The sequence below is a fragment of the Winogradskyella sp. ABM4_392 genome, assembly GCF_056160445.1.
The window spans coordinates 823,593-836,322 of sequence record NZ_JBSWXE010000001.1 but is presented as its reverse complement, the minus strand read 5'-3'; the positions used below and the strand labels follow the sequence as shown (position 1 = coordinate 836,322).

The window sequence follows — 12,730 nt, the reverse complement described above, 5'->3', positions numbered from 1 at the left end:
AATTACTTTTTTACTCTATCTTCATTCTGTTTTACAAAAGCTGCCCAGCCTGTATAACTTTTACCAACCTCAACGCGACCTTGATTATAAAAATGACAAACCGCTGCCGCTAATCCATCAGTAGAATCGAGATTTTTTGGCAATTCTTTTAGATTCAATGTGCTTTGTAACATCTTTGCCACCTGTTCTTTACTGGCATTACCATTGCCTGTAATTGCCATTTTAATTTTCTTAGGCGAATACTCTGTAATAGGCACTTCGCGAGATAATCCTGCTGCCATGGCAACTCCTTGAGCGCGACCAAGTTTTAGCATACTCTGTACATTCTTACCAAAAAAAGGTGCTTCAATCGCTATTTCATCTGGATGATAGGTGTCGATGAGTTCTACGGTACGCTCAAAAATGAGCTTAAGTTTCAGATAATGATCGTCGTACTTTTTAAGATGTAATTCGTTGAGCTGCATAAACTGCATCTGCTTACCAACCACTTTAATGAGTCCAAATCCCATTATAGTTGTTCCTGGATCTATACCTAATATTATCTTTTCTTTACTCATTCTATTAATCACAATATTGACAACCACTTAGCGATACAGCAATACCAAAAGTAACATTGAATACATTACCGTTAAATGCACCTAGCCCACTTATGGCAGGATCATACTCATCTAAAGATGTTAAACCATAAATGTATGCTACATCTGTATAGATAGACACTTTTTCGTTAATAGCGTAATGCAATTCTAATCCGCCTAAAAGGTTTAAATAAGACTGTTTATTATCTTCTAATCCGCCCAAAGGTTTTGCAAAACTAAATCCTGGCCCTGCGTGCAAGATGGTTCTTAAACGCGTTGGTAAAAAACCTAAGTATTCTGTAGGATCAAACACAAATTGCGCATTTACTCTCGAGTAATTAACCTTAAATTCTGGTGAACCGTCATCGTTTTTAAAACGGTTAAAACCATAATCTAACTTTACACCATATGTACGATTAAACATATGCTGAACACCTATATTTACAGTTGGAAAATTAACCGATTGAGCGTAAGTTCCATCTACAAAACCATCTGTTGTTGGGTAATTAAAACCAACAGCAAAAAGTGCTTTCCATTTACTGGTAGCTTTACTAAACTGAGCATTACTATGCATCCCAACACATAGTAGACTAAATAAAAAGAGGTATTGTTTTAAATTAAGCTTCATGTGTAAGTTTTTGGTTTAATTTGTATCATGCTTTACAACATACCTTACAAAACTAAGCAATTCTTCTTTGTGCTGATTAAGTTGAGCATTGTTGTTGGCGCATTTTATTTTATTTACTCTAAACTTACCAAAAACGGGCAACTTCAGCTGAGTGATTTTATAGCTTTTTTGAAAGAAAACAGGACTTTTTCAACAAAAAACATCATTTTTTTAGTCATTTTAAGTGGTTTTAATTGGTTTTTTGAAATTTTGAAATGGAAAACTTTAGTTAAAACCATTAAACCAATTTCTTTTAAAGAAGCCTTAGAGCAAAGTCTTGGTGGTTTAACAGCATCGCTAATTACACCAAACCGAATTGGCGATTATGGTGCAAAAGTTGCCTACTTTACCAAAACCTATAGAAAACGTGTTTTACTACTCAATCTCTTGGGTAATATTTCGCAAATGACCATAACAACCATTTTTGGTGTTGTAGGATTAATGATTTTCATTAATCGCTATCAACTAGAAGTTGATTACTATAGAGTCGTAAGATTTGGTGCTTTAATTTTATTAATGTCTGTTTTTGCTATTTTCGGAGTGAAACACAAACGCTTTAATATCAGAGGATATTCTGTTAATCAAATTATAGATTATGTTAAAAACATAACATTAAAAGTGCATGTAAGTAATATTATCTTATCCTTATTACGATACCTTATTTTTTCATTTCAATTTTATTATCTGTTAACAATTTTTGAAGTTAATCTTAGCTATTATGACGATATGGTTGTTATCACAAGCATGTATCTATTAGCTTCTATAATACCAACAATTTCTATATTCGATGTTGTAATAAAAGGAAGTGTAGCGGTCTTTTTATTTACTCATATTGGTGTAGATGAGCTAACCATTTTATGCATTGTTTTAATTATGTGGATACTAAATTTTGCAATCCCAAGTGTGCTTGGCAGCTATTTTGTTTTAAATTTTAAACTCCCTAAAACCAAAGCATGATTTCTACAATACTAATAACAATTATAATTGTCTATTTAATTTTTATAGTTGGCTTTATCTATGGTTTTGACAAGGTTGAAGATTTTGAGCTTCGGGATTTAGAACCAAAAACTAAGTTTTCCGTTGTAATTCCTTTTAAAGATGAGGCTGAAAATTTACGTGAACTATTGAACTCAATATATAGATTGAATTATCCTAAGTCAATGTTTGAAATTATTTTGGTTGATGATGATTCTGAAGATGGTTCTGTGGAAGTTATTAATAATTTTCTTCAAAAAAGACCTTTCGACTGCGCTCAAGGTGACATTAGAATTATTCAGAATATACGTGTTACTAATTCACCAAAAAAAGATGCGATTAGTTCTGCCATCGCTTTAGCAAAACACGATTGGATTATTACTACAGATGCAGATTGCGTCTTACCAAAATATTGGCTAGACACTTATGATGAATGTATTCAAACTCTCCAACCAAATTGTATTGTTGCTCCAGTGACGTACAATGATTGCAGTTCCTTTTTAAAACGTTTTCAAATACTTGATGTTTTAAGTTTGCAAGGTGCTACTATTGGTGGTTTTGGTCTTAAACTTCCTTTTCTATGTAATGGTGCTAATTTTGGGTATAAAAAATCTATATTTCAATCCGTAGATGGTTTTAGTGGCAACGATAATTTGGCTAGTGGTGACGATATTTTTCTACTTGAAAAAATCAAAAAACTTCATCCTAAAAAAGTTTTGTACTTAAAATCTGATAAGGCTATTGTTAGCACAAAACCTGTTTCTAACCTCAGCACTTTAATTCAACAACGATTACGCTGGGCTTCTAAAACAACTCATAATCCTAATAGGTTTTCAAAGTTAGTTGGACTCTTTGTTTTTTTAGCAAATCTTGCGTGCATGGCTATACTTCCGCTTTTATTTTTTGGATTTATACCACCTAGAATTGTAATTGCTTTATTGGTGATAAAATTCAGTATTGATTTTCTCTTATTATTTAAAACCTCTCGTTTTTTTAAACAAGAAAGCGTCTTGTTTTCATACGTTTGGTCTTGTCTACTTTATCCTTTCTTTAGCGTATACATTGTAGTACTATCTCTTTTTAAGCCATACAAATGGAAAGGTAGAACTTTTAAAAAGTAACCACTACTTAAGATATTTTTAATAGCTTTACTGAAACCAATAACTATAATAACTAATTGGTATACCGCAAATCACTTAAAAACGAACAAATGAAGAAAATTCTTTTTGCAATACTGTTCTGTCTGGCTTTTCAGTTAAATTATAGTCAAGAAACCTACACTGTTAATGGTGAATCCTTAGAACTTAAAACCGAAATTAACGGCAAACTCGATTTACTTTGGAATATTATTGATGGTAAATACCGTTATTTTGTTAAAACTGAAGATGGAAGTATTACTGAACTGAAGAATACCAAAGACGATAATAATGATTATCAAGAAGAATATAAATCTACACTTAGCAGCCTTACCAATGGCATGTCTACAGACAAGCTAAAATTAACGCTTTACAGCCTTAGGAATTATATTGACAGTTATAATGCTTCTGTAGATTCTAACTACACTTCTACGAGTACTGAAAGTAGTGTTCAGTTTAGACTTGGGTTTTCTGGTGGAATTACAAATAATCCATTTGTTGGTAATCCTGACAACACTAAAACACCAATGCTTGGTGCTGAATTAGAAATTTATGAGGCTAATGTTTTGCCAAGACATTCAGGCTTTTTGCAAGCTAGACACGCTTTTGAAAGTGATGATTTTAAATACAGTACTACAGAATTTTCGTTAGGATATCGTTACAGATTTATAAACAAGGAAGCATTTTCAATTTATGGACAAGTAAAATTGGCAACACTCAACTTTTCTAATGTTACATTCCTAAACGAAAGCGATATGGAAATTGAATCAAGCGAAACCTCGTTTGACATTCCTTTTATTTTTGGTGTTGGCTCTGATATTAAAGTAGGAAGTAACAGTTACATCACTATAATTTATGGTGAGTTATTTGCACTTCTTTTAGACAACCAAGGAAACTTCTCCACAGATATTGCGGTTGGTTATAAATTCAACTTGTAAAATGAGCCTAAGAAATTTTAAAACCTCTAACCCTGTTTTTAACGGTTATTTTTGGGATGATGGCAAATCGTCTTCAAAAACCATGTCTGTTGCTGGTATTTTCTTTAAGTCTATGATTGGTATTTTAGTTATTGCAGCTATTACAGGATACTTGTGGAAACTTAACGAAGCCGGAACTCCAATGCGCTGGTTTACCTTAGGTGGTATGTTAGGCGCAGTAGTTGTGAGTGTTTTAATTTCTGTAAGACAAAATTGGGCACATATTTTAGTACCGCTTTACGTTATTGCCAAAGGCTTTTTTTTAGGTGGCTTTTCGTCTTATGCACACCGAAATTTTCCTGAATTACCATACCAAGCTATTGGTGTAACTATCATTACATTTTTTGTAATGCTTTTGCTATACCAATTTAGAATTATTGTTGTAACCAAAAAGCTACGAAGTGTTATAATTACTGCCACAATAAGTATAATGGTTACTTATCTTATTTCTTGGATATTAAGCTTTTTTGGTATAAAAACCTATATCAGAGGCACCTCTTGGTTTGCCATTGTCTTTAATATTTTAGCAGCTATTGTTGCATCCTTTGCACTGCTTTTAGATTTTGATTACATAGAACGTTACAAAAACAGAGCACCAAAATACAAAGAGTGGTTAGCTACTTGGGGACTTTTAGCAACGCTTATTTGGTTGTATGTAGAAGTGTTGAGATTGATGCAGAAATTGGCGATACGGTTTTAGTTTTTCTCGCTAAGGCGCTAAGACGCGAAGAAGTGTAGAGTATCCAGTAATTAGTGTTTTTTACTTTACACTGAATTCTTATTACTTTTAGTCTATCCTAACTATAACTGGCAACTCAAAAGCTGTTGTAACCTGTTGCCCTCTCTTTATAGCAGGAAATATTTTTGGTACACCTTTTAAACTTTGACGCAATAAACTATCTATATGAGGAATTTGATATTCGGTTTCTGGTTTTAAGGTGATATCTTCAATTTGTAAAAGTCCTTTGTTGTCTATGATTAATTTTAATCGAATAGTATCGTAAACATCTTCTGAAACTATGATGTTCTGACTTCCTAAATACTCATTAACATGCTGTAACAAGGTATTCTGAAAACAAACTCTACTATCCTCTTTAGTTGTCATAGCCTCACAACTGTTGAAAGTTGGATACGTATCTACATCGTTCCAATTGAAGGTTTGTAATTCTTCTTCAAGCAAATCTTCTGAATTTACTTTTTGCTTCTCAAAATAGTCGCAAGCGGTTAGCAGAAAAATTAATAAAAAACAAGCTAGTCGATTCATTAGCACATTTCTAATAGCGAAATGTACAATAATTTTAGGATTTAATTTGAACATAAGAAATTGTAACTATACTATATTTTCTACGTCATATAACTGAACATAACAATTTTACATGGAAGTTTTTTTAGTTTCAGTTGGAGTAATCCTAATGATTTTAGGTGTTTTAGGAAGCTTTTTGCCTGTATTGCCTGGTCCACTTACGAGTTGGTTTGGACTCTTAGTTTTACATTTTACTGAAGGCGTACAACTCAGTAATACATTTTTAATTGTTACGCTATTATTTGCCATATTTATTTATGTGTTAGACTATATTATACCTGCAATTGGAACAAAACGCTTTGGCGGAAGCAAAGAAGGTATGATTGGCACTACACTAGGTTTGGTTATTGGACTTATAACTCCTATTCCATTTGGAATTATTATTGGACCTTTTATTGGTGCCTTAGTTGGAGAAATGGTTCACCGAAATGATATTAATAAGGCGTTGAAGGCAGCTTTTGGCTCGTTTTTAGGATTTATAGCTTCTACATTCTTAAAATTTATTGTCGCTATAATTTATCTAGGTCTTTTTATAGCCAAACTAACGGAGCATAACGCGAGTTGGTTTTAACAAAAAAGCAAGAAAAAAACCTAGTCGTTAGAAGTACAACTAGGTTTAATTTTTCTTGCTATTAACTCAACAATTACTTAAATGAGGGATTAATTAATTCTTGTTGACCTGTTGTAAATGTATAATATCATTTTAGGTTTTTGCTGTGGTAAAACCATAGACTTGTTGCGGAAAAACCGTAATTTCCAACTATATCAAGAGATTCAGATATTTTTTTAACCTCACAAATACACACTTTTTCTTTAATATTTTTATAAATATCCTTTTTCTCTTGCTTCTTGAAGTAATGTTTCGTCCTTTCCATCTGCAACAGAAAACAATAATTTTAGCTGTTTTTTACGCTTTTCTATAGCACTGGTTGACAGAGGAATATACTCACTTAAGCTTTTGGTTTTTATTCCTTGTGACAGGAGGTGTAGAATTTTTCTGTTAATGTCATCGACATAAATTTCACTGGTAATTGTCTTTTTCACGTAGTTACTTACTGTGCTACTGTAATACGGAGGGTATTTGAGAATTTGCTGAAAAGCATCGGCTAATTCCATGGAGGTTAAATCACTCTTTATAAGAAAACCATCAGGATTTATCTCTTTGATAATGTTATGAATTCTAAAGGATTCATTGAACATTGTAAGAATTATAATTTTAGCCTCTGGAAGTACTCTTTTTGCTAGAAGTGCCAAATCTTCTCCTGAAGCATATCTTCCATCTTCTGATGGTGGCAGGCTAATATCAAAAAAACACACATCGTAAGGAGTGCCTTTAGCTGCTCTATTAATCATTAATTGTGCAGTATCGCAATTATTAGCTGTATCTATGAGTAAAGTTTGGTCGTCGTCCTTGGTGGCCATTAACACGTTTTGGTAACCCTCAATAATTATAGGGTGGTCATCTACCATTAAGATGTTAATATGTTTCATCTTCTTGTCTCTCGTTTTTTAATAAGACAGATGCAATTCATCAGTAAAAGGTTTATTTAATTTTAAAACTTCTATACTGATTCATGTTCATGTCGATTGGTTATTATAGGGAATCTTAACATTAACAGTTGTACCATTTCCTGATTGAGAAGTGAAGGTGATTTTTCCATTAATATCTTCAACACGAGATGCCATGTTCTTTAAACCAATCCCTTTTTTGCTTTTCGATGTATCGAAGCCCTCTCCATCATCAATGATGTCTAGGCAAATTACATCATTTTCTAAAGAAATACTAATTTTTATAGCTTTAGCATTGGCATGCTTGTAAATATTTTGCATAGATTCCTGAATGATTCTGTAGATATTAATCTTTGTTTTATTTGACACAGAATCCCAGCTGATATCGTCAGTATAATTAAAGTCATAGGTTAGACCATAAGCCTTTGTTTGGTTTTCAATTAGCTCTGAAACAATATCCATAAAACCAGAACCTGAAACAAAATCGGTATTTAACTCATGAGAAATCTTACGTATGTCTTCTTCAATGGTTTTTAGTTGACCAATGTAATTGGCTCTGGTCATCATTGCTTCTTTACCATCCTTAAAGTTTATGCTATCCAAACTAAGACGCGTACCAAACAATCGTCCCAAAACACCATCGTGTAATTCTTCAGAAATTCTTTTCTTTTCTAATGTTCTGGCTTCATCAACTTTATCTTGTTGACTAAGCATTAAGTTATAAATATCCTCGTTGGCTTTTTGTTGCACTTGGATAAGTTTTAGTTTTCTGTTTTTAGCGCGTTGGGAGATAACTAAATACACTAAAACTGCTGTAAGCAATAATCCAGCTGATAGAATGAGGAGATAGAAGTTTTCTTTGGAGATTTGTTCGTTTTCAGCTTCTAGTTGGTCAGTATCAAACTTAACCCTTGCATATTTGTTTCTAATACTTATTTGAGCGTCAGAGAGACTATCTTTTAACTTTATATGCTCCATAAGGTATTGTTTAGCTTCCTGACCATTAGTACTCTCAGCGAGTTGCATTAGTGCCTCTAACCTAATATCATTTATAGAAAATTCATTAGCAATCTGGTATGCTTTGGAAGCATATTTATGTACCGAGTCATTTTCTTTCTTTGACAAATAAAATTTCGCCAAATCAACACTAATATTCATTACAGTAACATTATCTTCTAAATCAACACCCAAATTATATGCTTGATAAAACATATTTTGAACTTTATTACTATCATAATCACCAGACTCAAAATAAGTATCTGCAATATTTCCGATAACAATTGAATAAAATGAAGGATCAAAATCCTCATAAATATATTTTAATGGTAACAGACTTTTGTATAATTCTAATGCAGTTTTATAATCCCCAATTGTTCTGTAAACATAAGCTTTGTTATTAATTGAATAAATTTCATTAATGGATCCATCTTCCATTTTCTTTGCATATTCTATAGATTTATCATAATATTCAATAGACTTTTTATAATTTTTAAGCTCTCTCGATACAATACCTAGTAAATTATAGGAGCTCCAAAGCATGTCTAATATTTCCTCCGTTTGTGGTAATTTCAACAAAATTAAAATTGCCTTAACCGCATCTTGTTCAGCTCCCGAATAAACTTTTTCAATTTTCTGAACCTCTGCAATATCTAATAATGCAGATGCCTTCTCTTCAGAAATTTCATTTGGGCGATAAAACTTTAAAGCTTGAGAATAATAATAATAAGAGCTATCATTAGCTTGAAAATATTTGTAATATGAGCCTAAGTTTGAAGCGGCAACAGTAATCGCCACACTATCTTCTAACTTAGAAGCTAATCCTAAATTTCTTTTATTCAATTGAACATAAGAGTCATAGTCTTCTTTATAGAAATACATCAGCGAAAGATTTCTATTACTACTTAATATTACTGAGTCATTTTCAGTTTTTTCTGCAAGTCGAGAAGATTTTAGTGCAGCCTCAAACCTCGAATTTAAAGTATTATTTCTATCTTTTGAATATTCAATAAGATAATTTATAGAATCTATGGATTTAGATTCTTGACACCAAATAAGGTGTACAAACAAAAAATTTATAAGTATTAGAAAATAAATTCTCAAAAGGATAAATTCTAGAACACTAAAAGTAATCTAAAAAAAAACTTTAGCAAACAACAAAAGCCCTTATTAGTTAATAAGGGCTTAAAAATATAATTATAAAATTTTATCCTTGGGTTTTTAATTTACCTTTGGTTCTATCAATAGCTACAAGCTTACTATTATTGTAGTCTTTATATGTTGGGTCTTCATTATTAGAAACAACCTTATCAGATTGTACTCCAGACACAGTTAATAAAGCAACAGCTACTAAAGTTAAAGTAATTTTTAGGGTTTTCATAAGTATCAATTTAGGGTTAAATAGTTAACATTATATTTTGTAGCGATAATCGCTACGTTGAGGGAAGGGAATGGATAATTAACTATTATTAAGGTTTTCACCTTAAATTGTACTAAAATAAAACGAGGGACGTTTTAGTTATGTGTTTAATGAATTAAAGATTCTTGGAAGTAAAAATTGAGGGCTTTCAAGAGCCTACAAATATATAAGTATTTGCCAAATACGCAAATAAATCATCGATAAAACGTTATAAAATATCGTTTAAATGTGTTCTTACTGTTGAAATCTTGTTGAAAAGTAGATATTTCTCTATAACCAGAAGTGCTTAAAACAAAAAAGCATCCCGATTTTCTATAAAGAAAAAAGGAAAGCCTTTCATTGGTAAATATCCAATAAACTTGGATTTCTACTACGTCTCAGATATTACTCTGAGCACAACACAACGTCTTTTATGCTAAAAAAGCTTCCTATTACCAGAAGCTTTTTGCGGTCTGGACGGGACTCGAACCCGCGACCCCCTGCGTGACAGGCAGATATTCTAACCAACTGAACTACCAGACCGTTGCATAATTGCGAGGGCAAATATACACTGTCTTTTTAATTCCACAAACAAAAAATAAAAAAATATTCGCCACTCTAAATAAATTTTTGACGCTCAATCATATAAGTGGTAAGTATTTGATTAAAACCTAGTTTTATATCAGCCTCTACATACTTTATTCTATACTGTCCACATTTTAACCTTAAGGCTTTGAAGTACTCACTTACAGCCTTTTCATAATTCTCTTTAATATTATCTGGGTATAAGTTAATAAACTCACCTGTCTCTATATCAATAAATCGTTTTGGTCGATTATCAAAATCAAAGGTCAACTCCTTATCCCTATCAAATACATGAAACAGAACTACTTCGTGCTTATTATGTTTTAAGTGACGTAATGCTTCAAATAATTTTTCATCATCTTCTGAGGTTTGAAACATATCTGTAAACACAAAAATTAAAGAGCGTCTGTGAATCTTTTCTGCAATTTGATGTAAATAAGCGTATGTCTCTGTACTCTTTGATTCTGGTTTTGATACTACTGCTTCACTTAGCTTACTAAGCAACATTTGATGATGACGTTCGCTTCCTTTCTCTGGTGCATAAAAATCATAAGCATCACTGTAAATACTTAAGCCAACGGCATCACGCTGTTTTTTTAAAATATGCATTAAAGATGCGCAAGCTAAAGCAGAAAAAGCAGATTTATTAAGGTTGTCTATTGTTGTACCAGCAGTTTCTGGATAATGCATAGAAGTACTGTTATCCAAGATGAGATGACATCTTAAATTAGTTTCTTCATCATATCGCTTTGTGTATAATCTATCTGTTTTAGCGAAAAGCTTCCAATCAATATGCTTGGTACTTTCTCCTTGATTGTAAATCTTATGTTCTGCAAACTCTGCCGAAAAACCATGAAAAGGACTTTTATGCATACCAGCAATAAAACCTTCAACAACTTGCTTTGCCAAAAGTTCAAGGTTTTTAAAACCACCTGCTTTATTAAGTTCTAACTGTAAATCCATCAATTACCGAAACTAAAAAAGGTTTGCCTTAAAGACAAACCTTTTATCATTTCTTTTTGAAAGTATATTTATAAAAGTGCATCGATTGCTTCTGCATATGCATTCTTTGGTGCTACACCTACTTGGCGTCCTACAACTTCTCCATTTTGGAATACTAAAACCGTAGGGATGTTTCTTACACCATACTTAGCTGCAAACTCTTGGTTAGCATCTACATCTACTTTACCTACAACAGCCTTACCTTCGTATTCTGATGAGATTTCGTCAATGATTGGTCCTACCATACGACATGGTCCGCACCAAGCTGCCCAAAAATCTACCATTACTGGTTTGTCACTTTTTAATACTGTTTCTTCAAACGTTGCATCTGTTATTTCTAATGCCATAATATCTATTATTAATTAAATTCTACTTTGTTTACGCAAAATTAGTCAAAAATTCTGCCAAACCTTACAATTGAAGTATATGATTTGACTATAGGGTCATTGGTTGGTTTTATTAAAGTTTCTTCAGCGCTTTTATGTATGCCTCATTTAAATTTTGTCGAAGAACCCTTTTATCTCTTTCTAAAACCACAACAGCAATACTTGTATCTAAATCAGGAAAATAGTTTACTGCTGTTCCCCAGAAACCTCCGTGACCAAAACCTTTAAGACCATCAACCTCAATTGATGATAATCCTAAATAGTAATCACCGTCCATAGGCTGAACTGGATTTGCTTTAGTATAAATTAAATCTAAAGTACTACGCTTATCAAAAATTTTATGGCTAAATAAACTCTGGCAGAACACTGCCAAATCCTTACTTGTAGCTGCTATTCCTCCACCACCATATAAATCTGCAGAATGATCCAAAAGATAATTATCCAAACTTTCTGAAGTTGAGTACTGATATGCTAACGGTAAAGTATTTTCAGGATAATCCTCCAATGTAGAAAACCATGTATTGTCTAAGTCAAGCTTCTCATAGTTTATTAAATCTCTTATTGAAGTGAAGAATGGATTTTGAGTAACACCTTCTATAATTTCTGTAAGAAGTAAGTAATTAACATCAGCATATGAGAACATTTCACCTGGTTCACCTAGAGGCTCTCCCAATGTCATTGCAAGTTTTATTTGTTCGTCTCTGGTAAATCTGTGTTTAGGGTTTTCACTAAGCATCACCATATACTCATCGGTAACAGCATAGTCATGAATACCACTTGTGTGATTCAGTAATTGAATCACCTTAATTTTAGAAGTGTCATAACCATCATCAATCAATAAAGCATTAGTTTTCTCAAGAATCAAAGTGTCAATAGCTTGACTTAAGTCTAATTTAGATTGTTCTACTAATCTTAAAACAGCAGTACTTACATAAGTTTTAGTATTACTAGCTATTAAAAAAGGATGATTAGGAAGAAGTTTAGATTTATTTTTATCTGAAAACCCAACTGACCCACTCCATGAAATTCCTTTTTTGGGGGACTCTACATGAACCAAAAGCCCAACTGCATCTTTGTTAGCATTATAAATAGAATCTAAAATAGATTGAAAGATTTGGGTTTTATCCTCTTTGTTAGATAAAACTTCGGATTGTTTCTTAGTTTCTTTACAACCCAAAAAGAAAACTAAAACAAAACAAAATATTAGACAGTTTTTCATT

Annotated in this window: 14 protein-coding genes and 1 tRNA gene; 5 read left to right on the top strand and 10 right to left on the bottom strand. The window is 32.3% G+C overall.

Features of this window, described 5'->3' with window-relative positions:
• Nucleotides 1–2 precede the first annotated feature (2 nt).
• Both ruvC and ACXAFS_RS03660 read right to left on the bottom strand, forming a co-directional pair.
• A complete protein-coding gene (gene ruvC / locus ACXAFS_RS03665; protein ID WP_475305377.1) occupies nt 3–557 on the bottom strand; it encodes a crossover junction endodeoxyribonuclease RuvC in 555 nt (184 codons plus the stop codon).
• 4 nt (nt 558–561) lie between these two features.
• Nucleotides 562–1,203 (bottom strand): cell envelope biogenesis protein OmpA, encoded by a 642-nt coding sequence (locus tag ACXAFS_RS03660; protein WP_475305376.1) that lies wholly within the window; start codon nt 1,201–1,203, stop codon nt 562–564.
• A gap of 27 nt (nt 1,204–1,230) precedes the next feature.
• Here ACXAFS_RS03660 and ACXAFS_RS03655 point away from each other — a divergent pair, with 27 nt between their 5' ends.
• The 4 genes from ACXAFS_RS03655 to ACXAFS_RS03640 all read left to right on the top strand — a co-directional run bounded on the left by ACXAFS_RS03655 (nt 1,231) and on the right by ACXAFS_RS03640 (nt 5,030).
• On the top strand, nt 1,231–2,199 hold the full coding sequence (locus tag ACXAFS_RS03655) for a lysylphosphatidylglycerol synthase domain-containing protein (RefSeq protein ID WP_475305375.1): 969 nt from the start codon (nt 1,231–1,233) through the stop codon (nt 2,197–2,199).
• Entirely contained in the window at nt 2,196–3,338 is a 1,143-nt protein-coding gene (locus tag ACXAFS_RS03650) for a glycosyltransferase (RefSeq protein WP_475305374.1), read from the top strand. The genes ACXAFS_RS03655 and ACXAFS_RS03650 overlap by 4 nt, the downstream gene beginning before the upstream one ends.
• A gap of 89 nt (nt 3,339–3,427) precedes the next feature.
• Nucleotides 3,428–4,291, top strand: coding sequence for a hypothetical protein (locus ACXAFS_RS03645; RefSeq protein WP_475305372.1), 864 nt, complete (start codon nt 3,428–3,430; stop codon nt 4,289–4,291).
• 1 nt (nt 4,292) lies between these two features.
• On the top strand, nt 4,293–5,030 hold the full coding sequence (locus ACXAFS_RS03640) for a Bax inhibitor-1/YccA family protein (protein WP_475305370.1): 738 nt from the start codon (nt 4,293–4,295) through the stop codon (nt 5,028–5,030).
• A gap of 87 nt (nt 5,031–5,117) precedes the next feature.
• Here ACXAFS_RS03640 and ACXAFS_RS03635 read toward each other — a convergent pair whose 3' ends face one another.
• Nucleotides 5,118–5,594, bottom strand: a complete 477-nt coding sequence (locus tag ACXAFS_RS03635) for a hypothetical protein (RefSeq protein WP_475305369.1) — start codon at nt 5,592–5,594, stop codon at nt 5,118–5,120.
• 112 nt (nt 5,595–5,706) lie between these two features.
• Here ACXAFS_RS03635 and ACXAFS_RS03630 point away from each other — a divergent pair, with 112 nt between their 5' ends.
• Entirely contained in the window at nt 5,707–6,204 is a 498-nt protein-coding gene (locus tag ACXAFS_RS03630) for a DUF456 domain-containing protein (RefSeq protein WP_475305368.1), read from the top strand.
• 251 nt (nt 6,205–6,455) lie between these two features.
• On the opposite strand, the gene ACXAFS_RS03625 is transcribed toward ACXAFS_RS03630, so the two are convergent.
• The 7 genes from ACXAFS_RS03625 to ACXAFS_RS03595 form a co-directional block, all read right to left on the bottom strand.
• A complete protein-coding gene (locus ACXAFS_RS03625; RefSeq protein WP_475305367.1) occupies nt 6,456–7,124 on the bottom strand; it encodes a response regulator in 669 nt (222 codons plus the stop codon).
• Between the two features lie 87 nt (nt 7,125–7,211).
• A complete protein-coding gene (locus ACXAFS_RS03620) occupies nt 7,212–9,209 on the bottom strand; it encodes a tetratricopeptide repeat-containing sensor histidine kinase (protein ID WP_475305365.1) in 1,998 nt (665 codons plus the stop codon).
• A gap of 136 nt (nt 9,210–9,345) precedes the next feature.
• Complete coding sequence (locus tag ACXAFS_RS03615; protein ID WP_475305364.1) at nt 9,346–9,519, bottom strand: hypothetical protein; 174 nt, start codon at nt 9,517–9,519, stop codon at nt 9,346–9,348.
• A 487-nt stretch (nt 9,520–10,006) separates the two neighbouring features.
• Nucleotides 10,007–10,080, bottom strand: a tRNA-Asp gene (locus tag ACXAFS_RS03610).
• Between the two features lie 75 nt (nt 10,081–10,155).
• Complete coding sequence (locus tag ACXAFS_RS03605) at nt 10,156–11,085, bottom strand: DUF58 domain-containing protein (RefSeq protein WP_475305363.1); 930 nt, start codon at nt 11,083–11,085, stop codon at nt 10,156–10,158.
• A 68-nt stretch (nt 11,086–11,153) separates the two neighbouring features.
• Nucleotides 11,154–11,471 carry a thioredoxin gene (gene trxA / locus ACXAFS_RS03600; RefSeq protein WP_185787894.1) on the bottom strand — a complete coding sequence of 106 codons (318 nt, stop codon included), beginning with the start codon at nt 11,469–11,471 and terminating at the stop codon, nt 11,154–11,156.
• Nucleotides 11,472–11,583: 112 nt separating this feature from the next.
• The gene (locus tag ACXAFS_RS03595; protein WP_475305361.1) at nt 11,584–12,729 is read right to left on the bottom strand and encodes a serine hydrolase domain-containing protein; all 1,146 of its coding nucleotides are present in this window, start codon (nt 12,727–12,729) and stop codon (nt 11,584–11,586) included.
• Nucleotide 12,730 lies beyond the last annotated feature (1 nt).